The organism is Poriferisphaera corsica, assembly GCF_007747445.1.
GTDB lineage: Bacteria > Planctomycetota > Phycisphaerae > Phycisphaerales > Phycisphaeraceae > Poriferisphaera > Poriferisphaera corsica.
Genome location: NZ_CP036425.1, coordinates 1,898,832 through 1,923,170, shown reverse-complemented (window position 1 = coordinate 1,923,170; position 24,339 = coordinate 1,898,832). Strand labels below are relative to the sequence as shown.

The following is a 24,339-nucleotide window of genomic DNA, read 5'->3' as shown; positions in this document are numbered from 1 at the left end:
GATTAGGCTGCGTTTTGCTGTGCATTCTTCTCATTCACGGCTAGACAGATGACGGTGAGGTCATCGCGTTGATTGAGTGAACCAGCCTGTTGATCAAGACGCGAACAGAACCGATCGAATACCTCTTCGAGGTGTCCTTCTCGAAGCATATTAAATTCTTCAAGATATTGCTCATTGGCAATACGGCCTTGTGAGGATTGTGTGCCGATTTGTGGGAAGGCGACTTCAAAACCATCTGAATATAGAAGTAAGCGATCATTCGGATTCAGAGTCACTTCAGCTTGCTCGAATATTTCATCTGGAAACACGCCTAGTAGGCCACCTTCAGGCTCGATCATGATATTTGCGCCATCGGCTTTTAGCACCATGGGGAATGGGTGCCCTGCGCGAGCAATCTGAAGTGTGTTTGTTTCACAATTAATTAATCCACAACATGCAGTGGCGAAGCGGACTTTGCCTGCTTGACGCTCGATCATATCGTGGTTGAGTTTTGCAAGTGTTTCTGATGGCGTGAGGATGCGGTAACCACGTGGCGAATCTGGATCGATCACTTTGGTTTGAAGTGATCGTTTGATGTACATGGTCATGAGAGCGGCGGGTACGCCATGCCCAACAGCATCGGCAACAAAAAAGCCTATGTGGTTTTCATCGAGACGTTGTACATCATAGATATCGCCTGAGACGTAACCTGCGGGACGCCAAAGGACTTGGAATGAGACATCGCGAAGGGTGGGCAATTCTCGGGGTAAAAATTCTCTTTGAAGCTGTGCTGCGAGACGGAGTTCTTCGTCCATTTTTCCGATTTGATCGGCAAGCCCGCCTTGATGAGCATTTAGGACACGCATCTCGCGACGCATTCCATCAATCATGTGGTATTGACAAAAAAGCGTACGGATCATGACTGCGGTTTGATCTGGTGTTGCATCAGGGTGACAGTAAACGATGCCATCATCGAATGAGGAGCCATGCGGATCAAGTTCTGAGGTGAACGTAATCATAGAGGGAGCGTGAGCATCCTGAACGTGAGAGAGGGTTTCGTAGAGTGATGAGGATGATGAGTTGTCGTACCAAATCCACGCGATGCCGGTGGTTAGGGTTTGGGCGCTGGATTGTAAATCTTTGGCAAGAACAAAATGTGTTTGTGGCTTGTCGGGACCATGCCATGCGGAAAGAAGGGTATCGATGTGCTTTTGGGCGGCATCCTGAAGCGTTTGGTTTTCAGCAATGAGAATCAGCTTGCTCACGATCCATCCTCTAAGTAACGGTTTGTATCAGGGTTGTGCGGATAATGAGGTTTGTGTGGACGCACTTTGGGCGTTAGGTGTGCTACTAGGGGTTGATATCGGGTTATTGGGCCAGCTTCTTAAGGGATTGCAGGGGAAGTGGGATAAGATCGCCTTCTTTGAGGTGCAGTTTTTCGAGTTCGCCGCCATGAAGCTCAATGGCAAACTGAGCAGGATAACGAGATGAATAGCGAGGCAGCTCGAACTCGGGAGTATCAAATGGAACGGTTTGCATGTTATGGGTGGTAATGACGCGCCCAGAGGGATCGAGATAAATGATATCGATCGGGAAATAACAGCGTCTCATGACGAAATTCTGTATTTGAGGGTAAGGAAAAACAAAGAGCATGCCTTGGTCGGTTGGCATGGTTTCCCGATCTGAAAGCCCTTGGAATCGCTGCTGAGGTGTTATTGCGAGCTCAAGCGTATATGTTTGGTCCTTGATCTGCACTTTGATGGGATCTTGCGGGCTTGGTACGGGTTGAGATGAGCATGAAACATGCAGTAATGCCATTAGAAGGATTAGAAGCATGGGTACTTGAGTGATTTGTTTCATGATCGCTGCTCATGTCCGAATAAAACTGGTATAAGTCGGGTTCCTAAAGAGAATATAGCAATAATAGATTACGAGCGGACAGGGGGATAGTCCGATGAAAAAAGAGATGACTTGAGGGATGAGGAATCAATCGGGAGGCGAATAGGACACTGTCTGGGTATGATGTGTCGAACTGAGGGTGGAATTGAAGATTGACGCATACGACCAATAATGGGAAAAGCAGCTTCATGTACAGTCTGGTAATTAATCGAGTCGGTGAAGTAGGCAGAAAGGTACAGGAGCAACTTGAGTTGCTTGGCCTTTTCACGCGGTTTTGCGTATCGACTGCAATCTGGATGATTTGGGGTGGCCAAGCATTTGGTCGATTTCGACTGCTGATCCCACAACTATACTATATCGGCACGAAAAGTATGTGGGTGGTGATGTTGGTTGGTGCCTTTGTCGGAATGGTGTTTGGGGTTGAAGCTTACGATCAGTTTGCGGCCATTGGACAAGAAGCAAGGCTAGGCGGGATTATCAGTATTTCTGTTCTGAAGCAGATTGGGCCTGTTCTAGCAGCAGTCATGATTGCGGGTCGCGTTGGTGGTGCGATTAGTGCTGAACTGGGGACGATGAAGGTTACAGAACAAATCGACGCGTTGCGTGTCATGGGGACTGATCCGATTGCATACTTGGTGGTACCACGCGTAATTGCGTGTTTGATTATGGTGCCGGTGCTCACTGTTTTTAGTGATCTGCTTGGTGTATTGGGCGGCTGGTTTGTAATCGTACGCGGTTATGGCGTAGATAATGGTGAGTATTGGGCTTTTTCAAAAAGCTTTGTCGGACCTTGGGATATTTTCACCGGCTTGGGGAAAGGCTTTTTCTTTGGCGGCGCGATTGGAATGATCAGTTGTTATAAAGGATTTAACTGCGGGGCAGGCGCATCGGGTGTTGGACGTGCTGCGACAGATGCTTTTGTTACGAGCTTTATTGCGATCATTATCAGCAACTTCTTCCTCGCGACATTCTTCAAGAATATTTATTCATTGATATGGGGATCCGGTGGGCCAACAGCCTTTGGTTGATTATCTTATAAGATAAGACAGTATAGCGAGTTTAACGGCTCGCTTTTTTCATAGGCAATGCGCACAGAGTGCTGATAGATCTGCCTTAATGGAAATAAGCGAGTATCACGTAAGCGTGATTGGATGAGCATTTAAGTAAATTACGATATAAATCGTTAATGCTATCGCTGAAAGGGTCAACAGTAACAGAATGATCAACTTAAAAGCCTTCGTACGGCGTGACGATTTTCGTTTCAGCTTGTAGGTTTCACTGGGTATTTGCTTCGGAAGTTCTGATAATGGCGAATCTAAACGTGATATCGTAGATTCCGCGATCTCGCTGATTTTAGTTTGATGATCGCGCAGATTGGGCAGATCAGGTACTGTCATGAGCAAGCCACAAAACGAACAACGACAAACAGAACCTGCGAATCCGTCATCAAGCTTCAGTGTGTTTTGGCAATTTGGGCATTTAAGTTCAAGCATGAATGGCCTGCTCACAAATTTTCAGGCGAATAGCTCGCGATGAACACATACTTAATTGATTGTGTGGGAGGGATTGTAAATCATTGTAGCGCAGGTGCCCAGAGGAAATAGAAACCCGTTGGTAAATTCGACGGATTAATTGATGTGGAAATACTAAATGCAGGGCTATTGGATGTTGATGCTGAGTGATTTGGGTTTATTGGCGTAGCTGCATATGGGGTGGGCACATACGAAAGTGGTCTGTGAAAAATTGTAAGATTAGCTTTAGATATGTGAGCTCGTTTTTTGGCTTCTTCAAAGGCGGTCTGGATATCCCCCAGTTGATCAACTAGACCTAATGCTAGCGCTTGATCACCATCGAAAACACGGCCATCGGTTACTGTTTCAAACTGATCCTGTGGGATATCGGGGCGTGCTTGCTGCACGATCTTCGTAAAACGCTTATAGAAGTTATTTACCATCGATTGAAGTACCTGGCGTTGCTCAGGCGTCATCGCCTGTAATGGCGAACCTGCGGCTTTATTCGGGCCTGAAGTGATCGTATTCGATTGTACGCCTAAGCGGGTGAGAGCCGGTTCAACAGAGAGGGTTTGAAAGATCACGCCAATCGATCCGGTTACAGTTGTTGGGTATGCGACGATTTCATCAGCTGAACATGCGAGATAGTAGCCGCCGGAAGCTGCAACATCCATGAGGAGCGCAATGACTGGTTTTTGATTGTTTGTGATTTCTTTGAATCTGAGTACCTCGCGATACATTGCATCAGACGCAGTCACACCGCCGCCAGGAGAATTTATACGCAAAATGATTGCTCGAACATTCGGGTCATTGGCGGCTTTGACTAATTTTTCTCTAAAAAGTGAAATTGGATGCTCGCCTTCAGTAAATAAAGGGCCGGGCTGATGTGCGTTCATGATGACGCCTGAGACGTCGATAATGGCTACCTGGCGTGTTTGTGCTCCGGGTTCGCTCTGTACAACCTGAGTTTCAAGTTCTTTTTGGCTGGGGCCTAATCCCACCACAAACGTCATTGGTGAGCAGGCAGATAAGGATAAAAAACTTAGCAAGAGCACTGCAAGTTGTACGGTAACAGAGTGAATCCGTGTCATAAGCGATATATCCAAAGATGGCATAATTATTGATGCTGTGTGATCTGGCAGGGGAAATATTCACAATTATGGGCAATGATCCACAAAAACGACGAATTCGCTATACTACCATGACCCCTATAGGGAGCATAGCTCAGTGGTTAGAGCAGTCGACTCATAATCGATCGGTCCCTGGTTCGAACCCAGGTGCTCCCATTTATTAACGATTTATCGTTAATAACAAGAACTAATGCTTGATTCGAAACCACTCTATTACTTGAGTGGTTTTTTATTTCTCAAATAGATTACAGCAAGTGAGTTATATTACTTTGCATTGATGTAACAACTACGATGCTATATCGGTGTAATCACGTCTAGGCTAGGAATCATCGAACGATATTAGGAACATTCTGTAGTTTGTAAGTCAGATTGGCTGGCAATTCATGATGCGAAGCACTCGTTAAAGTCGAAGTATGATATATCTTACGTCATCATGAACAGGTGAATGAAAGGCTATCACGTGGGACGATTTAAATTGGGCAAACGAGTTCTGCTTGCAAATTTTGGTGTAATGGTAGTGCTGATCATCGCTGTTGCATTAGTTTGGGGGCAAAATGCGGGTCAATCCGGCAGTGATTCGGAATGGATCGAAAACCTGAGAAAAATGCAGGAAGAGCAACAGGTTGAAACGCGCAAAAAAGAAGAAATACACGAAGAACAACTTTTTGACGTCAACTCATTTGAACGCGAGCAAGCAGTATTAGCTAAAATTCGACGGTTAGGGCTTGATAAAAAAAATGAACAAGGAAGTATTGTCACCAGTGGTAAGCTAGGCATGAACCTATCGGCTGTCAGTTTTTGGGGCACTGCTTGGGCTTGGGCGGATATTTTGACCACAGCCAAATGGACCGATGATCGTGGATGGCGTAAAGGTGAGATGTTCGTAGATACGAAAGGACGATTTCCTGCTGGAGAATATGTCTGCACATGGGAAGGGATGGCTGAAATACGATTTGGCGGTGACGGTACGATTGTTAGCTACGAACCGGGACGAATTGTTGTCAATGTCGTGCCGCGTAAAGGATTGACAATATGGGTGAGAAGCCAGCCGAATGATGGCTTAAAAAATCTCAAATTGTGGATGCCAGGAACTGAAAAGCAAACTTCACCATTTTTCCCGCTGTTTGTAGAACGTTTGAAGCCGTTTGGAACAATACGCTTTATGGATTGGCAACTCATCAATAATAGTGAATTAACCAGTTGGCAAAACCGGCCTACATTGGAAAATCAAAACCAAGAGGGTAGGGGAGTCGCTTTAGAAAATATGCTTGCCTTGGTCAATGAATTAGGTAGTGATGCATGGTTCTGTATGCCTGCAAAAGCGGATGATGATTTCGTTCGACAGTTTGCATTAATGGTTAAAGAACGTCTGCATCCTGATGGGAAAGTCTATGTTGAGTACTCAAATGAAATTTGGAATGGTGTATTCAAGCAGCACACGTATGTTATGAATAAAGCGAAGAATAAAGCTGCAAAAGAGGGCATAAAATGGGATTGGCTCGACGAGTGGGCATGGGAGATGAAAAGAATATTTTCAATTTGGGAAGATGTGTTCAAAGATGAACCTGGTCGCTTCATTCGTGTTATTGCTAGCCAAGAAATGAATCCTTGGATCTCGGAACAATTATGCACCAAAATTGGCAAAGGTAATTTTGATGCACTCGCAACAACTGCCTATTTTGGCAACTCACATGAACGAGGCCCTATACCCAAGGTTTCTGAAGCGGAAATTTTACCACGCGCTAAAGCTATGATTCGCGCAGGTGTTATGTATTTAAATGAAAAACGTGGCCCAGCACGTGTTAAGCATGGACAGGTTGCAAAAGAATATAGCGTTGCTTATCTCACATACGAGGGCGGCCAGCACTTTACTCCCGGTGGTAACACTGCAACATCAGTTGTAGGCATGGCACAACAATTACCCGAAATGTATGAAGCCTATCTGCTTAATATGAAACTGCTCTCTCAAGCTGGTGGTCAACTATTTAGTGCATATTATTTCTGTGGACCAGTCACCAACTTTGGTGCATGGGGGCATATTAGCTATCAAAATGAGCCGCTTCTTGATGCTCCAAAATACCGAGCCATGTTGGATTTTTACGATGTAAAATATCCAGAACCCGTGCTGAGTATGCCGTAATTGTGTATTTCATGAATTAGGAAATGCATTCGCATATAATAAATTGTCACAAATGGGGTGATACGATTATAGATGAGCCATTATTTAGGTTTGCCTATAATTGCCTCATGATTAGCAAGGTACGGATAAACATGATCGAAGCATCAAAAGTCAATTCTGTTGAAGTGGCTGAATCACCCGAAACAGATACTGCCGCAAATAATATCGAGATTGAAGTACGTGTTCGCTATCCGGAATGCGATCCGATGAATGTTGTCCACCATGCTGTATATCCTGTTTGGATGGAAATGGCACGTACGGAATTACTACGAAAACGAGGCTTTACATACCGAAACATTGAAGTGGCCGGTCATTTCTTTGCTGTTGCCAAACTCAATGTCAAATATCTGAAACCTGCATTTTATGACGATTTACTTACGATCAAAGCTGAAATCAAACCCACTGCTGGTGTAAAAATCGAGCATCTATATGAGATCCATCGTGGAAACGAGATCATTTGTCGCGGCGAAACAACCGTCGTTTGTGTAGATCGTAATGGGAAATTACAACCAATTCCGGAAATCCTACGCTAAATACAACTCATGTAAATCACCAAGCGATTGGTTAAATTCAATCGCTTTTTTTGTTAATAAATGCTCAGCATCAAGCACCATTTGCTCGCGTTAATATCTCTAAATTTAATACGATTATTAGGACGGTTAGAAAACCGCTCTAATTCTTTATATATACGTGCAAATCATATATACCTAGTTAATGCTCACATCCTTGAGATATTCGCACCATTACCAGGGTCGACATCTGACAATCAAAGTTATATTACGATTTAACCGAAGTTAATGCTGATAAGAGCGTGGCCTGCGCATGCTTCAATATTACAAGCCTGACATTTAACATGGAGCCTAATGATGCAGGGATCAGCAAATTGGTTCTTACTTTCAGCGCTGGTGGCAGTTGGCGGATGGATGCTTGGCTTACGGCTTGGCCGTAATGGCAATCCATCTGTAGGTAGGGTTGGCATTGCAGTTGGCATCATTCTGCTAGGAACATGGGCTTGGTTGGTCCGTAATCCCTCAGTTGCTGTCCAAGTGATCCCCGTCAGTATACTTAGCATGGTCGAGGGGATTGGTGCGGTCCCAATATTCATGCTCGTTATCGGTATCGCCTGGAGCAAAAGTCAGCAAACACGTCAAAAATATGTCGTTGGATGGGCTTGTGTTTTGGGCACAGTCTATTTTCTGCACGGCGGTATTTGGATGCTTCAGACCACCCCAAAAGAGTCACTAGCTTCAGAAGTCGATCGTGGCCAATATGTCAGACAGACTCAATATTATTCTTGCGTGCCGGCAGCATGTGCTTCAGCTCTGAATATCTTGGGTATTCCGACGACCGAAGCGGAAATGGGTGTACTAACAGATACCAGACCTGGCAGTGGGGCGACCATGCTCCGCGCAATGAACGGCCTGCGAAAACGCCTCGCGACCACATCTTTCACGGTCGAGCTCGTTGCCCCGGATTATAATCAACTGAAATTATTGCCATTGCCTGCCATTGCCCCTTTGCAATTTGAAGCAACGATGCAGCACATGGTCACACTTCTAGAAATCAGCTCTGAGCACGTCAAATTAGCTGACCCCACAGACGGGATCCTATACCTGAACCGAAACGAATTCGAAGAGTACTATCTGAGAAAAGTACTTGTTTTCAGGCATAAAAACTAATAAACCTGCTATTTAACAACACTATCTCATTCGCAATTAGCTCGTCTGGGGTGTTTATTGGGGGAAGATCATCGAAGCAAAATTCCCCCAAAGCTGATGCTCTAGATGTAAGAATCATGTGAAATTTATTGAAAATGGCCTATCAAGACTTGCCTTGCTGGGGGGATTTGGCTTTAAATCTCTTATGTTGGCATGGGCGTTCAAATTGACGGGATGCTGTGATCCACTAGAATCGCTGATCTATCTATTGCGAGTCAGCTATTTTTGCAGGCGAACTCGACGAAGTAGTTGAGTGGCTTGTTTGTATGACATGTGTTTGATGCATTATCTATAAAGGATAAGACAGGCATGGCGAAAAAGAAAAAGAGTTCCGTGAAGCGGAAATCTGCTAAGGCAGGGGCATTGGTTTACTACTTTGGCAAAACCAAGACCGACGGTGATGGCACGATGAAAGAACTGCTGGGCGGCAAAGGTGCAAACCTTGCTGAAATGACCTCAATCGGTCTGCCAGTTCCAGCTGGTTTTACAATCACAACGGAATGTTGTGCAGCCTACTATAAGAATGGCCGCAAATTTCCAACGGGTCTAATTGCAGAATGTGAAAAAGCCGTATCACTTCTTGAAAAAGAAACTGGTAAAAAATTCGGTTCAACAAGCAACCCACTCCTCCTATCAGTTCGCTCTGGTGCTGCGGTTTCAATGCCTGGCATGATGAACACGATTTTGAACTTGGGTTTGAATGACGATGCTGTTGTTGGTCTGGCAAATATGTCTGGCAACGAACGATTTGCATACGATTCATATCGTCGCCTGATCAACATGTACGGCGACGTTGTTTTGGAAGTTCCTCACCACGCATTCGAAGCTGAGTTTGACAAGATTAAACTGAGCGAAGGCGTTTCTGAAGACAATGATGTATCCATCGAAGGCTTGATCAAGCTTTGTGATATGTACAAAAATGTCGTCAAGAAACATGCTGGTATTGACTTCCCACAAGATCCAATGGAACAGCTCGCACTTGCTATTGAAGCTGTGTTCTCAAGCTGGATGATCGACAAGGCTGTGATCTATCGCCGCATTGAAGGCATCATTGGTCTTGCTGGTACTGCGGTTAATGTACAAACGATGGTCTTCGGCAACATGGGCGAAGATTGTGGTACAGGTGTTGCATTCACACGTAACCCAGCGACTGGCCAAAACAAATTCTATGGCGAGTTCCTAATCAACGCACAGGGTGAAGACGTTGTTGCGGGTATCCGTACACCACAACCTGTCGCTGAAATGCCAAAGTGGAAAGCTTCAAACAACAAGACTGTTGGTAAAGCAGCCCATACCACATTGATGAAAATCAAGACGATTCTTGAGAAGCATTATCGCGATGTACAGGACATTGAGTTCACGATTGAGCAAGGCAAGCTCTTCATGCTACAGACACGTAACGGTAAGCGTACCGGTGCTGCTGCGGTGAAGATTGCATGCGACATGGTCAAAGAAAAGCTCATCACTGAAAAGGAAGCGGTCAAGCGTATTCCTGCAGGTGACCTGACACAACTCCTACTTCCAAGCTTTGATTCAGCAGCCAAGAAAAATGCAAAAGCATTGACTATCGGTCTGCCTGCATCACCTGGCGCTGCTTTTGGCAAGCCTGCCTTCACAGCTGACGAGGCTGTTGATAGGACGCATGCTGGCGAACAAGTTATCTTGGTTCGTAAAGAAACATCACCAGAAGACGTTGACGGTATGCATAACGCTGCTGGCATCCTCACTTCGACTGGTGGCATGACCTCACACGCAGCTGTTGTTGCTCGTGGCTGGGGCAAATGCTGCGTCGCTGGTGCTGGTGAAGTCATCATCAACGAAAAAGCTAAGAAATTCACCGTCAATGGCAAGACCTACGGTGTTAAAGATGTCATCTCAATCGACGGTTCAACTGGCGAAGTATTCGCTGGTGAAATTGCATCAGTTGAGCCAAAGCTCTCTGGCGATTTCTCAACTGTGATGAAGTGGGCTGACAAGTACCGCACACTCAATATTCGTACCAATGCGGATACGCCAGCCGATGCGAAGCGTGCACGTAAATTCGGCGCAGAAGGTATTGGCTTGTGTCGTACCGAGCACATGTTCTTCGAAGGCGATCGTATCACTGCAATGCGTGAAATGATTCTTGCTGAGACGAAAAAGGCTCGCGAAGCTGCTCTGAAGAAACTTCTTCCATACCAGCGTAAAGACTTCGTCGGTATCTTCACCGCAATGAAGGGTTTGCCAGTAACGGTTCGTTTGCTCGATCCACCACTGCACGAATTCCTTCCTCACGATGCGAAAAGCCAGAAAGAATTGGCAGGCGTTCTTGGTGTTAAGCCAGCTGTTGTTAAGCAGCGTGTTGCTCAGCTCCATGAAATGAACCCAATGCTCGGCCACCGTGGTTGCCGCCTCAGCGTTACCTACCCAGAAATTCTGGTGATGCAGGTGACCGCGATTGTCGAAGCTGCGATTGCATGTAAGAAGAAGCAAATTAAAGCTATGCCTGAAATCATGATCCCACTCGTGGGCACGAAGAAGGAACTATCGATCCTTCGCGAGCTTGCTGAGCAAACGATCACTGAAGTCAAGGCTGCTAAGAAGGTTCGCGCTGACCTCGGTATCACAATCGGTACTATGATCGAGATCCCACGTGCAGCATTGACTGCTGATGAGATCGCGAAGGACGCAGACTTCTTCAGCTTCGGCACCAACGACCTCACGCAGCTAACCTTCGGCTACAGCCGCGATGACATCAATGGTTTCTTGCCTGACTACCTCGGCCAGGAAATCCTCGAGCGCGATCCATTCCAATCCATCGACACCAGCGGCGTTGGGCAGCTGATCGAAGCTGGTGTGAAGAACGGCCGCAGCACGAAGAAGGATCTTAAGTGTGGTATCTGTGGTGAGCATGGCGGTGACCCTGCTTCCATCGATTTCTGCCATAAGGTCGGGCTGAACTATGTTTCTTGCTCACCATTCCGTGTTCCAATCGCACGTTTGGCAGCAGCTCAGGCAGCACTCAGCTAAAACTTAAATGTTATATCTATTCCAAAGGGCCTCTGAAATCAGAGGCCCTTTTTTATATGATGTCGAATAGAACTCTCAAATCATATTCTTTATTAAGATAAAACAAACTTATTTATAGCTAAGCTTGCCAAATAATATGGATATCGAATCGCCATAATTTCTTGATAAAATTTTTCAAAAATACATTTGCCATTCTTCATGTCTTATTTTCTATTTTTACCACTAAGTACTGTTAAATATATGCATTTCCATTATTTAGCAAAACATTATTCTGTAGCATTCTTTGGCTCACATATACAAATAGCGTACTGTAAACCCTAAGCCGTTTTTTCTTGCATTAAGACACTCCGGACGTATAGTTGCTGTCCGAAAGATATTAGTAGGAGAGCAATTGGCTCCGTGCCTTTTGCGAAAGATAACAATTCGACGATTTCTCAAGTAGGGAGAAGTTAAAATGTCCAAGTCCTTTTCACCAAGCGCTATCGCTGCGTCCGCTATCCTTGCGTCCTGTGGTATGGCAACCTTTACCAGTGCTTCTATGACCGTTGATGGCATTATTACTGCCGCTGATGGTTATACATACAACCAAGAGATGTCTTTCACTTACAAGAATAAAGGTAAAGGCAAAGATGCTGACGAGCATATTGTCGCGCCTGAAACAGCATGGTTCCGCCACAAAGTCAACACCAGTGGTATTCAAGTCGCTCTTACTTTACCAACGGGCTATGTTGATAATAGTTATGGCGACAACAGTGTCGGTTGGGATAAAAACCATAAACTCACCGAGTTAAGCGGTAGTGACAAAGCCTATTTCTTGATTAGAGATAAAAATAATCACGATAATAATATATTCTTGAAAGTTGATTACCTCGCTAGAAAACTCGAGATCGAAGACAAAGGTAAAGATGCAGGAAAACTAAAGAAAAACGAATACAAGGACGAATCTAAGGCTAAAATCAATGGCGGAAAAGAAATCAAAGCTGATGAAAAAGACGCCAACAAGCTTGATCCGTTTTGGAGTGAATTCAGTCGCTCATCATCGATGGAATGGAATATGAATAATTTCATGCTTGATGGTAGTGGCGGCCTCATCAGCGGCAGTGAAAGCCTCGTTACAGATTCTCCTGATACGGTTAGCGACAGTTCATATGATCTTGTAGACCCATCTTCATACAGTGATTGGCGTTTCGATGTTACTTATGAATTTAGTCTAACCGCAGCTGCACTTGCTGGTGCAGGCATCACGGAAGTCGAAATTTTGCTTCAGAACATAGATGACAAAAAAGCTGATGAAATCGTACATGCTTCACCTAGCAAGTACCCCGAAAATTCAATCGGCAACTTCACTCCGGTCCCAGAACCTGCAAGTATCGCGCTATTGCTTTGTGGCGCCGGTATGGTTGGGGCGCGCCGCCGTAAAAATGCCTAACTAAATATAATATTACAACGCCGCATTCGTCGATTTGTTCAAAGGCGAACCTTTTTAGGTTCGCCTTATTTATGCACCGCGTGTGTGTAATGAACAAGTCGCTTCATTGTATGCCGTAGCATTGCACGGTGATGTGACGATTGATTATCAAGATGCTTATATACATGGATCTTTGCGTAATCCTCAATAAAAATCCATAACAAGCAGTACCCCCAAACAATGCCGATTGCATACCATGGCACGGCCGAAATCAATCCGAAACCAAATCCTACAAGAATAGTCGCTAACAATTTCGTCACGACTGCTGCCCACAACATCACGGGGGCAGGGAAGGGACGTTTAAGGAACATATATGGAGTACGCGCCACAAATAACGTCAGATGCCCTGCAACAGCTAGTTTCAAAAAAATTAGGGATTGGATTTGATCTATCGTAAAGTTGGTGTATCTCATAAATCCAACTAAAAGTATGAACGTCTCAAAAACACCAATCAAACCCAGCACTGTCGATATGGTCAATACCCTTCTCATATTCCATTTCACAGGTTTGGGATTCAACACCGTATTATCGTAGGCGATCGTCATAATTGGCAAATCATTAAACAAAGCCAGCAAGATAATCATAACTGCAGTAATCGGATATTCGTTGTAAGCAAGCATCGCCAGCACAACAAAGAACATAATTCTTATCGTTTCAGTAATTCGATAAATCGCGTACGAGTTCATCCTCTCGAAAATTTTCCTCGCCTCCTCAATCGCACTAATGATGACTGACAGCCCTGGTGCAGTCAATACTAATGCAGCTGCGGCCCTTGCCGCATCAGTTGCCCCGGATACCGCGACACCGATATCAGCTTGCTTGAGTGCTGGTGCATCGTTTACACCATCGCCAGTCATCCCCACAATATGTTCTCGCTCCTGAAGTGATTTTACAATATCGTATTTATGTTCTGGAAAAACTTGCGCAAAACCTTCGGAGCGCTCCACTTTCTCAGCAATATCTAGCGTTATACGTGAATCATCTTGAATACCATCAAAATAATCTTCCGCTACATGAATTTGCGTACCTAAACCCAGTTGTGATGATATTTCTTTTGCAATCGCTAAATTATCTCCCGTCACCATACGCACATCAATACCATACTTATTCGCATTCGCGATCGTTTCTTTTGAATCTTCTCGGGGCGGATCGAATAATGGCAACAACCCCAAAAATTCCCACTGCCCCTTTTTGCCCATCATTTGCGCCACACCAATCGTTCGATACCCTTGCATCGCTAGGTTCTCAACGTGTTTTGTCATATCCGCCATGTCAGCTTCATCCATATCACACAACGACAAAACAATCTGTGGTGCACCTTTCGTCACACAAAACACTTTCCCACTGCTTTCAATCTCCGCTTCTGTCCGTTTGCAAATCGGATCAAATGGTGTGAAATGCTTCTGCTCAAAACCATCAAGACTATTATCCATTTTTAATCCAGCCAAAACAGCCAGATCTATCGCATCCTGATCCTCAGCTTTACATGCCAAGGCTGCACAACGAATCAATTCTTCATTGGTTACTTGTCCGAATGTAATCGGATCACCTAAAGTCAATTTATTCTGTGTCAATGTTCCTGTTTTATCAGAACAAAGAATGTCCATCCCCGCCATTTCCTCAATCGCATCTAACCGCGACACAATCGCTTTTTTCTTAGACAAAGCCACTGCACCGAGAGCCATTGTCACGGCTAGGACGGCAGGCATTGCCACAGGAATCGCCGCAACTGTTAAAATCAATGCAAATTGAATTAATTTAATCAAATCTTCTCCACGAAACATCTGCACAACAACCAATATGAATACTAGTCCAAGTGAAAGATAAATCAGATAATCTCCGATTTGTAAAACTGCCTTTTGGAAATGTGAAACCGATCTCGCGGATGATACTAATTTGGCAGTCTTTCCAAAGAAAGTCGAAGTACCCGTCGCAACTACAACAGCTATCATCTCTCCCTGCTTCGTGATTGTTCCAGAATAGACCACATCCCCAATCCCCTTCCTCACCGGGAAAGATTCTCCTGTCAAAGCCGATTGATCTATCGATAGATAAAATCCTTCAGTCAACTTGCAATCAGCTGGAATAACATCTCCCAATCTAATCCTGATCACATCCCCAGGCACTAATTTCTCCGCATTAATCTCACCCCATTGACCACCCCGTCTAACACGTGCTTTGACGGCCAATTGCGATTTCAACGCCTCCACCGCATTCGCTGCCTGATATTCTTGCCAAAACCCCACCGCAGCATTAAAAATCAACAAAATCACGATAATAATAAAATCTGGCCAATGCTGTACACAAGCCGATAGAATAGCCGCAATCTCGATCATCCACGGTATTGGCCCCCAAAAATATGACATCACTTGCCGAAGCAGCGATGTTTTTTTCTCCTTTACTGCATTCTCTCCAAACACACCTAACCTCTGCTCACCTTCCGATATCGTCAATCCATATGAACTTGTGTTCAAATGAGAAAGCACCTCATCCACTCCAGCCTTCTTGAAAACATCAAGTGACCACTGATCTTGTTCATTCTCTTCATTCATATCGGAAACCACCTAATTTATTTAGAACTGCAAACGCAGCACCACAACCATTTGCATCAGTAGCAATACTACCATTCATCGAAACATACAATGGTAGAACTGCATTTTGTCTAAACTTCATTAAATCAAATAGTCATATCAGGCTGATCAACTAGGGGTGATGACAAAATATGCGGTTTGTATCGACAACGTTCGAGATATCTCGCATTTCACAGACTACTTCTACGCCGATAACCAAAGACTTTTGCCGATTGATCTAAATAGCAATGCAAAAGAAACCCGAACACAATCTGTATATTATTGAAGACGAGCACAACCAGCCCGATAATCAATCCCCTTACCGTCGTTCTTCGACTCGCTACTCAATCAAGTCGTTGCATTGTGAGCTTGGTCAGATTATCGACATCTCAACCGATGGCATGCGCGTCGAGTCCAAAGGCAAACTTTGCCCCATAATCGAGCAACAAACCGGTATACTCACGCTATCACATCAAGCCACGGAACTGCGACTCGAATCGCAAGCTCGTTGGATCAAACGTCGCGGCCTCTTCAAACACGAAGTCGGCCTCATGTTCATGAACCACACCACCCAGCAAAAGCAAAACCTCGACCATCTCGCTAGGTTTGGTTTCACCCCACAATCCAGCACCACACCTTATATCAGTCCCAAACCAATTCATGCATCATTTGAATTCCCCAATTACTACCGCATCCTTGATCTGTCCAAAAATGCAAATACTGCACAAATCCAGCGCGCATATGACAAACTTATTCAAATCTACGCATCGCAGACTTCGAACCCAGATACAGAATCCAAGTTAAAAAAAATCCACGAAGCCTACAAGCTTCTGATTGATGATCAATTGCGTGCGGTATATCACCAGATGCTAATCGAGCAAACAGCCTGACTTGATCACATCCCACTAACCGCAACAAAATTAAACACACTGGCTGCCACATCATAAAAGTAAGGTGTCATTTCCCAAGACACCGCCACCGCAAATATAAAACCAATAATCCATATTCCCTGTTTCGACGGGTCGCTCACAAGAGTCGCATACCCGCGGCTATAATTTGCCAACACATGCGCCCCGTCCAGTGGCGGTATTGGGAATAGATTAAAGGCTGCCAAAAACAGATTCGCATACCCCGCCGTTAACAAAAACTGCAATAACCGTTGTGTCTGATGCGGATCGGGTAGAAGCAAGTTAAACCTCACTAATAACCCACCAACAACTAGCGATGCCATCGCAATCGACACGTTTGTCAATGGCCCTACCATGGCCACATACGCTTCTGCATACTTCCCTCTCAACTTCGAAGGATCGATCGGCATCGCCCCCCACGCAATCCCCATCACAAACAACGCAAACAATGAAAATGGCCCCATATGCACCAACGGATTCGCCGTCATGCGTCCCAACCGTACAGGCGTATCATCCCCACACTTAATTGCCGCTAACCCATGCGCCAATTCGTGCAAAACAATACTAATCACCACGATCACCACCCATGAAAAATACAAAAACCGTGTTTCTGGACTAAATAAATACGAGATAAATATATCCATTACATTCCTTTATGTTCCATAACATATCTCAACCATTCTGCCCATCTCCACATCCACCCAACTTCAGCATACACATTACTCGCAAAGATGATAATATCTTTCATGTCATACCTGTGACACAGCATTACTTCAAAAGGAAATATTATGATGCGGATTCATGCACGGACGCTGACCTGTCGCTTCTATTGCCTCATCCTCTCATCTCTCTTTCTCGCTGCCTGCCAGCAAGCACAACCTCTGCCACCCGCCGCTCCCGACTATGCTCGACCACTCGCGGACGGCTCTTCCAGCCTCGTCCGCATCCAAAACCCCAGCAATATTCCAGCACTCGCCCAGGCTTTTTCGCAACTCGCCGATCCTGCATACCGCGAATCACTACAAAAAAGCCTCAACTGGTTTGACCTGCAATCCACAAAACAATATTTCCCTACTGCCCAAATCAGCCACGCTCACGCCTACACCTCTGTCTACGCGCTCCTCCAAGTCCGTAAATACTCTGATTTACTCGACGAATTCGACCTATGGCAATCCGTTGGCTGGAACAATCTCGGTGAAGTCCTCTTTACCGCCTATTACTCCCCAGTCTTCAAAGCCTCTGCCACACGTCAAGGCCCATACCAATACCCCCTCTTCAAACGACCTTCCGATCTTCGATCAAACCCCAATACTGGCGATGTCATCGGCGGCTACTACACACGTAACCAGCTCGAACAATCCGGCAAGCTCATCGGGCTCGAACTCGTCTACCTACCATCACGCCTCGACGCATATATCATTGAAGTCAACGGCTCCGCAAAGCTCCAAATGACTGATGGCTCCACACGATACGTCGGCTATGCGGGCAACAATGGGCACGACTACACCAGCATCGGCAAACTCCTAGCCGAAAAAGGCGTCATGTCCGAACACGAAATCAACCTCTCCTCAATCCGCGCTTACTTCAATCAAAACCCCAACCTCCTTAACCAATACATCTCTCGTAACGACCGATTCGTTTTCTTCAAATGGTACAAGCCCGATCAATGGCCCGCCGGCTCTCTCGGCGTCAATGTCACACCATACCGCTCACTTGCCACCGACAAATCCATCTTCCCGCGTGGTTGCCCCATGCTCATCACCACCACACTTCCCGACAATCAAGGCAATAAACAACCGTTCACCCAACTCATGGTCGATCAAGATACTGGCGGCGCAATACGTGCTGCCGGCCGCGCCGACATCTACCTCGGCGTAGGCTCCCAAGCCGAAGCCATTGCCGGCCACCAAGCCGCAACCGGGCAAATGTACTACCTCCTGCTCAAGCCCGACCGCGTCCAGTACTGGTACGATAAAATGTCACAATCAAAGTCAGCTAAATTACGCAGCAATATCACCAAACACACTTATAAATGATCGATATAACCCTGATCCACAACGATGTGGATACCGCCATAAGACTAAAAACTCGGTTAAACTGACCATTATGGATCAACTGATCGTCACATTGGATGGGCCCGCTGGCTCAGGCAAATCTTCTGTCGCTCGCTTCCTCGCCAAGCGACTCGGTCTCGAATTCCTCGACACCGGCGCCATGTATCGTGGCCTCACAGCAAAAGCCCTCCACCGTGGTATCAACCCCGCCACAGAATCTCACGCTGTCATCGAACTCGCTCGCAACACACCCATGCGTTTCGACTGGAACGAAGATCCACCACGCCTCTATGTCGGCAAACTCGACGTCACCGACCGCATCCGCGACCGCGACGTTACCGGTTCCACCAGCGAGGTCGCTTGCCTCGCAGCCGTACGCCAAGTCCTCGTCGAAACTCAACGCCGCATCGGTAAAGAACACCCCAAACTCGTCACCGAAGGCCGCGACCAAGGTTCCGTCGTCTTCCCGCAAGCCAATGTCAAATTTTTCCTTGACGCAACCCCCACCATCCGAGCGAAACGACGTGTTTTGCAGCTTCAAGAAGCAGGCAAACGCGCTGACCTCGAACAGATACGTCGCGACATCATCGAGCGTGACCGCCGCGACTCCACCCGCAAAGAAGGCCCACTCATCTGTCCCGACGATGCCATCCGCGTCGATACCTCTGGCATGAACCGTGAACAAGTCATCAGCCACCTTGAAAATCTTGTTCGCGAGAAAATGAACATACCTCCATCACCCGATCAATAAGCCGTAAATCAACACCACAAACACCAAGCAAAGAACGCAACTCATGAGCAACGAAAAGAACATCGAATCACGTGTGAAATTTCAATGGTGGCGTAAGCCCATGTGGTACATCGGCAGCACACTGTCTGGCTGGTGGGTTAGATCTCAAAACAAAGTAACAGTCTGGAACTGGAAAAACATCCCGCTTGAAGGCGCAACGATCGTCGTTTGCAACCACCAGAGCTACCTCGACCCCATCCTTCTCGGCATTGGCTCGCGCAAACGCCCATTCTGGTCACTCGCCCGTTCAGGACTCTTCGAAAACAAGTTCTTTGGCCTGCTCATCAAACTCCTCTCCGCTATCCCCGTCGAACAAGGTGACGGCGATATCAAAGCCATGCGCGACTGCCTCGAAGTCCTCAAACACAACGAAGCCCTCATCCTCTTCCCCGAAGGCGCACGCTGTGAGGACGGCAAAATCGCTCCATTCGAGCCCGGCTTCATGCTCCTCGTCAAACGCACCAAAGCAAACGTCATCCCTGCCGCCATCGAAGGCGCTTTCGACGTATGGCCACGTGGACAAAAAAAACCCAGTAAAGGCAAGCATATCGGCGTCAACTTCGGACAGCCCATCAGCAACGAAGAAATCTGTAGCATGAAGGGCAAGCAAGCCACAAAATTCATCCAGGAAAAAGTCGAAGAACTCTTCCAAGATGCACGCGTCAAGCTCGGCAAAGCTCCCTCACAAGACTCTTAACTCTCATACCTCACCCCCGTCATATCAAATACGCTTGACTGTATCACGCGCTTGATCAACTAGTTACAATAATCAAAGCCAATAACTTGGCTATCATGTAACGTTCGTCTTTCTTTGAATTGCCTGCTTTATTTTTCAAAGATACAAACACAGGAACAATTCATGAGCACGCTGCTGATCGCAATCGGTGCCGGCCTAGCTTTTATCATCGCTTACCACACCTATGGCCGATGGCTTGGTAAAAAAATCTTCAATCTATCAGCAAACTACGTCTGCCCGTCTTACAGGCTCCGTGATGACCTCGACTACGTTCCCACAGACCGCGGCGTCGTCTTCGGCCACCACTTCACTTCTATCGCTGGCACCGGTCCAATCGTTGGCCCTGCCATTGCTGTCATGTGGGGCTGGATTCCCGCGCTCCTCTGGGTCATTCTTGGCTCTATCTTCATCGGCGCCGTCCACGACTTTGGCTCCCTCATCGTCTCCCTACGCAACAACGGTCAAACCGTCGGTGACATCGCAGGACGCGTCCTCAATAAACGTGTCCGCCTCCTCTTCCTCTTTGTCCTCTTCCTCGCACTCACCATCGTTCTCGCTATCTTCGGCCTCGTCATCGCTGCCGTCTTCAAAATGTACCCCTCAGCCATCTTCCCTTGCCTTATCCAAATCCCCATCGCCGTCATCATCGGCTCATACCTCCATAAACAAGGCAAAAATCTCCTCATCCCCTCACTCATCGCCCTCGCCATCATGTACCTCACCGTCATCTACGGCGACGTCGGCTTCCTCCATACCTTCAACACTTCACTCGCATCGTGGCCCATCATCGGCTGGGTCATCGTCCTCCTCCTTTACTCCTACGTCGCCTCCGTACTCCCCGTTTGGCTCCTCCTCCAACCACGTGACTACATCAACTCCCTTCAACTCATCACAGCCCTCGGCCTCATCGTCGTTGGCCTCACGATCGCTTCGCTCTTCGGCGGCGCCCCGACCATCAACGGTGTCCAGGTCATGGAATCCGGCGCCCCACCAACCCTCGAAATCATCGGGCCTGCTTTCAATTTCTCACCCGCTGGCGCTCCACTCATTTTCCCATTCCTCTTCATCACCATCGCCTGCGGCGCCATCTCGGGCTTCCACTGCCTCGTCTCTTCCGGCACAACCAGCAAACAACTCAAAAACGAAGTCCCCGACGCACAATTCGTCGGTTACGGCGGCATGCTTCTCGAAGGTTTCCTCGCCACACTTGTCATCATCGCATGCGTTGCCGGCCTCGGCCTCGGCGTCAAATCCGGCGACACCATGCTCTTCGGCGAAGCCGCATGGGAAGCCCGTTACTCATCTTGGAACGCATCCAACGGCCTCGGCGCAAAAGTCGGCGCCTTCGTCGATGGTTCCGGCAACTTTCTCGTCGCGATGGGCTTCTCCAAAACCATTGCCAATGCACTCATGGGCGTCCTCGTCGCATCCTTCGCAGGCACAACCCTCGACACCGCTTGCCGTCTTCAGCGATACGTCGTCCAAGAACTTGCCGCCACATTCGTCCGCCAACCTGCTGCTGACGCTGTAAGCAGCGACAAAACAGAACAACCTCTCTTTGGCCTTGATGCCATCCGAATAACCGCCAATCCAGCAACATGGTTCACGAATAAACACGCCGCGACCATCTTTGCCATCATCGTTGCAACCATCATTGCCGCACTCCCTGCTGGTGCCGTTGAAAAATCACTCATCACCCACATTCAAGACGATGGCATCACAGGTATCTGGTCATTCCTCACCACCAACGCCGGCAAAGGCGGCCTCTTGCTCTGGCCCATGTTCGGCGCAACCAACCAGCTCCTCGGCGGCCTCGCCTTCCTCGTCATCACCTTCTACCTCTGGCGTCGCAACAAACCCGTTTGGTTCGTTCTCCTCCCCATGATCTTCATGCTCATCATGCCCGCATGGGCTATGGTCTATCAGCTCTTCATCGGCTCCGAAGATTTCCCCGCATGGATCGAAGCTGACGACCCCAATTTCCTCCTCATCGCCATCGGCATCGCCACCATCCTCCTCGAAATTTGGATGATTTTCGAAGCCGTTCTCCTTTGGCCCCAAGCAAAAGGCATCCTCGAGCCAACCGCAGAAGAAAAACTTTCAACCACTTCTCCCTCAGGCATGAATTGTTAATCTCGCACATTCTGCGATAATACACCCCATCATCGCGTCACCGGCGCGCTTACCATCGATCAGACGACACACAGGAGAGGCAATGACACGCCAACCTTTACATCTTCTCACGCTTCTCATAGCAACCCTACTCACCCTTGGCTGCTCAATTCAGCGTCCCTTCTCAAACGTACGCTCCGTCGAAGTCACCGACCGCTCTCCGCAAGGCATCCGAATGGCCATCACCGTCGACCTCGAAAACCCAAACGCTGTCCCACTCCCACTCACACGTACCAATTACCGTGTGTATCTCGAAGGTGCAGGCGTCTTTGAATCCTCTGAACTCGGCGATGCAACACTCCCCGCAGGCGGTAGCCAAACCGTCTCATTCTCTGCTGCATTCCCTCTCACAGACTCCATCCCTATTGATGGCAAACGCTACGCCGTCTTTGGTGAAGTCTATTACCGCACTCCCGGCGAACTCCGCGAAATCCTCGATCAATACCGCTTCCCGCAACCTTCCTCCTCCTTCATCGCCCGTGGTGTCATTCAACCCCCTTCCACCGAACAATAACCCTCACAACCTAATCATCGCATAGACAAGCAATCTTTCTCATGGACAGCATCTTCCACCAGCGCCGTTACCTCATCCCTTTCCGAGCTGTACTCCTCCCACAGATCTTCACCGACGTTCTCGTCATCGGTGCAGGCGTTGCCGGCATGCGTGCTGCGCTTGCAGCCGCCGATGAAGGTGCATCCGAATCCACCGACGTCATCATCGCCACCAAAGGCATCCTCCAGGACTCTTCCACTTACTGGGCTCAAGGCGGTGTCGCCGCGGTCATGGACGAAGCCGACTCCTTCGAAAGCCACACCGAAGACACGATGATCGCCGGGGCAGGGCTCTGCGATAAGTACGCCGTAGAAACAATCGTCAAACAAGCCCCCAAGCGCATTCAAGAACTCATCGACTGGGGTATGCGCTTCGACCAATCATCCGAATCAAACACACCATCACTCGCACGTGAAGGCGGCCACACACATCGCCGCATCCTCCATGCCGATGGTGACGGCACAGGTAAAGCTTTCGCCCTCACACTCTACGATCAGATCCTCGAACACGACGCCATCCGTTTATTCGACGACTGCTTCGTCCTGGATTACATCACCGATAAAGACAACCACACCTGCCTCGGCGCTATCACCCACCACCCCAAATACGGCCTCCAAGTCATCTGGGCATCATCCACCATCGTCGCCTCCGGCGGCTGCGGCCACCTCTACCGTGAATCGACTAACCCCTCCACCGTCACAGGTGACGGCATCGCCGCCGCTTTCCGAGCAGGTGCGCAACTACAAGACATGGCCTTCGTACAGTTCCATCCCACAACCCTGTACATCGCAGGCGCTGCACGCTCACTCATCTCCGAAGCAGTACGCGGTGAAGGAGCGTACCTTCTCGATAAAGATGGCCACCGTTTCATGCAAGATTACGATTCACGCGGAGAACTCGCACCTCGTGACGTTGTCGCCAAATCGATCATCAAGCAGATCTCTAAAACGCAACACACCAATGTCTATCTCGACGTTAGACATCTCGGAAAGAATTTCCTCAAACGTTTCCCCGGTATCTCCAAGCAATTACAAGCCTTTGATATTAACCCACTCACCGACCTCATACCCGTTCACCCATCCGCCCACTACATGGTTGGCGGCATCAAAACCGACCTCAACGGTCGCACCAACATCACCGGCCTCTACGCTTGCGGCGAAGTCGCCGCCACAGGTCTCCACGGCGCAAACCGTCTAGCTAGCAATTCGCTCCTCGAAGGCCTCGTCATGGGCGCAACCGCCGGACAAACCGCCCTCGAAATGGCCCACAAAAACACCATCAAACCTCCTGTTAAAATCATCTCTGACATCCGCATCTCCGAGCGTTCCAACCTCGACCTCGACGATGTCCGCTCCTCACTCCGCAGCATCATGTGGCGCAACGTCAGCATCGAACGCAGCGGTCAAATGCTCGACGAAGTCCAAACATCCATCAATTTCTGGGCGCAATATACGCTCGACAAAATCTTCGACGACCGTCACGGCTGGGAAACTCAAAACATGCTCACCCTAGGCTCACTCATCACACAAGCCGCTCGCTGGCGAGCCGAATCTCGCGGCACACACCAGCGCACCGACTGCAACCAAACCAGTGACCAATTCAAAGTCCACGATATTTGGCACATCGGCTCAGAAACGCCAACCTTCAAACCCATTAACTAATA

Annotated in this window: 19 protein-coding genes and 1 tRNA gene; 14 read left to right on the top strand and 6 right to left on the bottom strand. The window is 47.7% G+C overall.

The window, feature by feature from the left end:
* Positions 1 to 2: 2 nt before the first annotated feature.
* Together KS4_RS07820 and KS4_RS07815 are read right to left on the bottom strand one after the other, a co-directional pair.
* Complete coding sequence (locus tag KS4_RS07820) at positions 3 to 1,244, bottom strand: PP2C family protein-serine/threonine phosphatase (protein ID WP_145076771.1); 1,242 nt, start codon at positions 1,242 to 1,244, stop codon at positions 3 to 5.
* 103 nt (positions 1,245 to 1,347) lie between these two features.
* Complete coding sequence (locus KS4_RS07815; RefSeq protein WP_145076769.1) at positions 1,348 to 1,839, bottom strand: DUF192 domain-containing protein; 492 nt, start codon at positions 1,837 to 1,839, stop codon at positions 1,348 to 1,350.
* Positions 1,840 to 2,066: 227 nt separating this feature from the next.
* Here KS4_RS07815 and KS4_RS07810 point away from each other — a divergent pair, with 227 nt between their 5' ends.
* Entirely contained in the window at positions 2,067 to 2,906 is an 840-nt protein-coding gene (locus KS4_RS07810; protein ID WP_145076767.1) for an MlaE family ABC transporter permease, read from the top strand.
* A gap of 105 nt (positions 2,907 to 3,011) precedes the next feature.
* Here the strand turns inward: KS4_RS07810 and KS4_RS07805 are convergent, their stop codons facing one another.
* Complete coding sequence (locus KS4_RS07805) at positions 3,012 to 3,371, bottom strand: hypothetical protein (protein ID WP_145076765.1); 360 nt, start codon at positions 3,369 to 3,371, stop codon at positions 3,012 to 3,014.
* An 80-nt stretch (positions 3,372 to 3,451) separates the two neighbouring features.
* A complete protein-coding gene (gene sppA / locus KS4_RS07800) occupies positions 3,452 to 4,480 on the bottom strand; it encodes a signal peptide peptidase SppA (RefSeq protein ID WP_200761691.1) in 1,029 nt (342 codons plus the stop codon).
* Between the two features lie 122 nt (positions 4,481 to 4,602).
* Here sppA and KS4_RS07795 point away from each other — a divergent pair.
* The 6 genes from KS4_RS07795 (at position 4,603) to KS4_RS07770 (ending at position 12,854) form a co-directional block, all read left to right on the top strand.
* A tRNA-Ile gene (locus KS4_RS07795) sits at positions 4,603 to 4,675 on the top strand.
* A 289-nt stretch (positions 4,676 to 4,964) separates the two neighbouring features.
* Complete coding sequence (locus KS4_RS07790) at positions 4,965 to 6,659, top strand: hypothetical protein (protein ID WP_145076761.1); 1,695 nt, start codon at positions 4,965 to 4,967, stop codon at positions 6,657 to 6,659.
* A gap of 107 nt (positions 6,660 to 6,766) precedes the next feature.
* Positions 6,767 to 7,231 carry an acyl-CoA thioesterase gene (locus KS4_RS07785; protein ID WP_200761690.1) on the top strand — a complete coding sequence of 155 codons (465 nt, stop codon included), beginning with the start codon at positions 6,767 to 6,769 and terminating at the stop codon, positions 7,229 to 7,231.
* 333 nt (positions 7,232 to 7,564) lie between these two features.
* Positions 7,565 to 8,377 (top strand): cysteine peptidase family C39 domain-containing protein, encoded by an 813-nt coding sequence (locus KS4_RS07780; protein ID WP_200761689.1) that lies wholly within the window; start codon positions 7,565 to 7,567, stop codon positions 8,375 to 8,377.
* A 348-nt stretch (positions 8,378 to 8,725) separates the two neighbouring features.
* Positions 8,726 to 11,425, top strand: a complete 2,700-nt coding sequence (ppdK, locus tag KS4_RS07775; protein WP_145076755.1) for a pyruvate, phosphate dikinase — start codon at positions 8,726 to 8,728, stop codon at positions 11,423 to 11,425.
* A gap of 454 nt (positions 11,426 to 11,879) precedes the next feature.
* Entirely contained in the window at positions 11,880 to 12,854 is a 975-nt protein-coding gene (locus KS4_RS07770; RefSeq protein ID WP_145076753.1) for a PEP-CTERM sorting domain-containing protein, read from the top strand.
* A gap of 65 nt (positions 12,855 to 12,919) precedes the next feature.
* Here the strand turns inward: KS4_RS07770 and KS4_RS07765 are convergent, their stop codons facing one another.
* The gene (locus KS4_RS07765) at positions 12,920 to 15,445 is read right to left on the bottom strand and encodes a plasma-membrane proton-efflux P-type ATPase (protein WP_145076751.1); all 2,526 of its coding nucleotides are present in this window, start codon (positions 15,443 to 15,445) and stop codon (positions 12,920 to 12,922) included.
* A 266-nt stretch (positions 15,446 to 15,711) separates the two neighbouring features.
* Between KS4_RS07765 and KS4_RS07760 the strand changes: the two genes are divergently transcribed.
* A complete protein-coding gene (locus tag KS4_RS07760; RefSeq protein ID WP_145076749.1) occupies positions 15,712 to 16,353 on the top strand; it encodes a DnaJ domain-containing protein in 642 nt (213 codons plus the stop codon).
* Between the two features lie 5 nt (positions 16,354 to 16,358).
* On the opposite strand, the gene KS4_RS07755 is transcribed toward KS4_RS07760, so the two are convergent.
* Complete coding sequence (locus KS4_RS07755) at positions 16,359 to 17,015, bottom strand: site-2 protease family protein (RefSeq protein WP_145076747.1); 657 nt, start codon at positions 17,013 to 17,015, stop codon at positions 16,359 to 16,361.
* A gap of 147 nt (positions 17,016 to 17,162) precedes the next feature.
* Here KS4_RS07755 and mltA point away from each other — a divergent pair, with 147 nt between their 5' ends.
* The 6 genes from mltA to nadB all read left to right on the top strand — a co-directional run bounded on the left by mltA (position 17,163) and on the right by nadB (position 24,337).
* A complete protein-coding gene (mltA, locus tag KS4_RS07750) occupies positions 17,163 to 18,407 on the top strand; it encodes a murein transglycosylase A (protein WP_200761688.1) in 1,245 nt (414 codons plus the stop codon).
* 70 nt (positions 18,408 to 18,477) lie between these two features.
* On the top strand, positions 18,478 to 19,176 hold the full coding sequence (gene cmk / locus KS4_RS07745; protein WP_200761687.1) for a (d)CMP kinase: 699 nt from the start codon (positions 18,478 to 18,480) through the stop codon (positions 19,174 to 19,176).
* A 43-nt stretch (positions 19,177 to 19,219) separates the two neighbouring features.
* Complete coding sequence (locus KS4_RS07740; protein WP_145076743.1) at positions 19,220 to 19,912, top strand: lysophospholipid acyltransferase family protein; 693 nt, start codon at positions 19,220 to 19,222, stop codon at positions 19,910 to 19,912.
* Positions 19,913 to 20,074: 162 nt separating this feature from the next.
* Complete coding sequence (locus tag KS4_RS07735) at positions 20,075 to 22,084, top strand: carbon starvation CstA family protein (RefSeq protein WP_145076741.1); 2,010 nt, start codon at positions 20,075 to 20,077, stop codon at positions 22,082 to 22,084.
* Positions 22,085 to 22,166: 82 nt separating this feature from the next.
* Positions 22,167 to 22,637: an LEA type 2 family protein gene (locus KS4_RS07730; protein WP_145076739.1), complete on the top strand. Its 471-nt coding sequence runs from the start codon at positions 22,167 to 22,169 to the stop codon at positions 22,635 to 22,637.
* Positions 22,638 to 22,678: 41 nt separating this feature from the next.
* Complete coding sequence (gene nadB / locus KS4_RS07725) at positions 22,679 to 24,337, top strand: L-aspartate oxidase (protein ID WP_145076737.1); 1,659 nt, start codon at positions 22,679 to 22,681, stop codon at positions 24,335 to 24,337.
* Positions 24,338 to 24,339 lie beyond the last annotated feature (2 nt).

Excerpts from the sequence above, each read along its gene's own strand:
- KS4_RS07815 (WP_145076769.1), bottom strand. The coding sequence starts at position 1,839 with ATGAAACAAATCACTCAAGTACCCATGCTTCTAATCCTTCTAATGGCA.
- KS4_RS07810 (WP_145076767.1), top strand. The coding sequence starts at position 2,067 with ATGTACAGTCTGGTAATTAATCGAGTCGGTGAAGTAGGCAGAAAGGTA.
- KS4_RS07805 (WP_145076765.1), bottom strand. The coding sequence starts at position 3,371 with ATGCTTGAACTTAAATGCCCAAATTGCCAAAACACACTGAAGCTTGAT.
- sppA (WP_200761691.1), bottom strand. The coding sequence starts at position 4,480 with ATGACACGGATTCACTCTGTTACCGTACAACTTGCAGTGCTCTTGCTA.
- KS4_RS07790 (WP_145076761.1), top strand. The coding sequence starts at position 4,965 with ATGAAAGGCTATCACGTGGGACGATTTAAATTGGGCAAACGAGTTCTG.
- KS4_RS07785 (WP_200761690.1), top strand. The coding sequence starts at position 6,767 with ATGATTAGCAAGGTACGGATAAACATGATCGAAGCATCAAAAGTCAAT.
- KS4_RS07780 (WP_200761689.1), top strand. The coding sequence starts at position 7,565 with ATGCAGGGATCAGCAAATTGGTTCTTACTTTCAGCGCTGGTGGCAGTT.
- ppdK (WP_145076755.1), top strand. The coding sequence starts at position 8,726 with ATGGCGAAAAAGAAAAAGAGTTCCGTGAAGCGGAAATCTGCTAAGGCA.
- KS4_RS07770 (WP_145076753.1), top strand. The coding sequence starts at position 11,880 with ATGTCCAAGTCCTTTTCACCAAGCGCTATCGCTGCGTCCGCTATCCTT.
- KS4_RS07765 (WP_145076751.1), bottom strand. The coding sequence starts at position 15,445 with ATGAATGAAGAGAATGAACAAGATCAGTGGTCACTTGATGTTTTCAAG.
- KS4_RS07760 (WP_145076749.1), top strand. The coding sequence starts at position 15,712 with ATGCAAAAGAAACCCGAACACAATCTGTATATTATTGAAGACGAGCAC.
- KS4_RS07755 (WP_145076747.1), bottom strand. The coding sequence starts at position 17,015 with ATGGATATATTTATCTCGTATTTATTTAGTCCAGAAACACGGTTTTTG.
- mltA (WP_200761688.1), top strand. The coding sequence starts at position 17,163 with ATGCGGATTCATGCACGGACGCTGACCTGTCGCTTCTATTGCCTCATC.
- cmk (WP_200761687.1), top strand. The coding sequence starts at position 18,478 with ATGGATCAACTGATCGTCACATTGGATGGGCCCGCTGGCTCAGGCAAA.
- KS4_RS07740 (WP_145076743.1), top strand. The coding sequence starts at position 19,220 with ATGAGCAACGAAAAGAACATCGAATCACGTGTGAAATTTCAATGGTGG.
- KS4_RS07735 (WP_145076741.1), top strand. The coding sequence starts at position 20,075 with ATGAGCACGCTGCTGATCGCAATCGGTGCCGGCCTAGCTTTTATCATC.
- KS4_RS07730 (WP_145076739.1), top strand. The coding sequence starts at position 22,167 with ATGACACGCCAACCTTTACATCTTCTCACGCTTCTCATAGCAACCCTA.
- nadB (WP_145076737.1), top strand. The coding sequence starts at position 22,679 with ATGGACAGCATCTTCCACCAGCGCCGTTACCTCATCCCTTTCCGAGCT.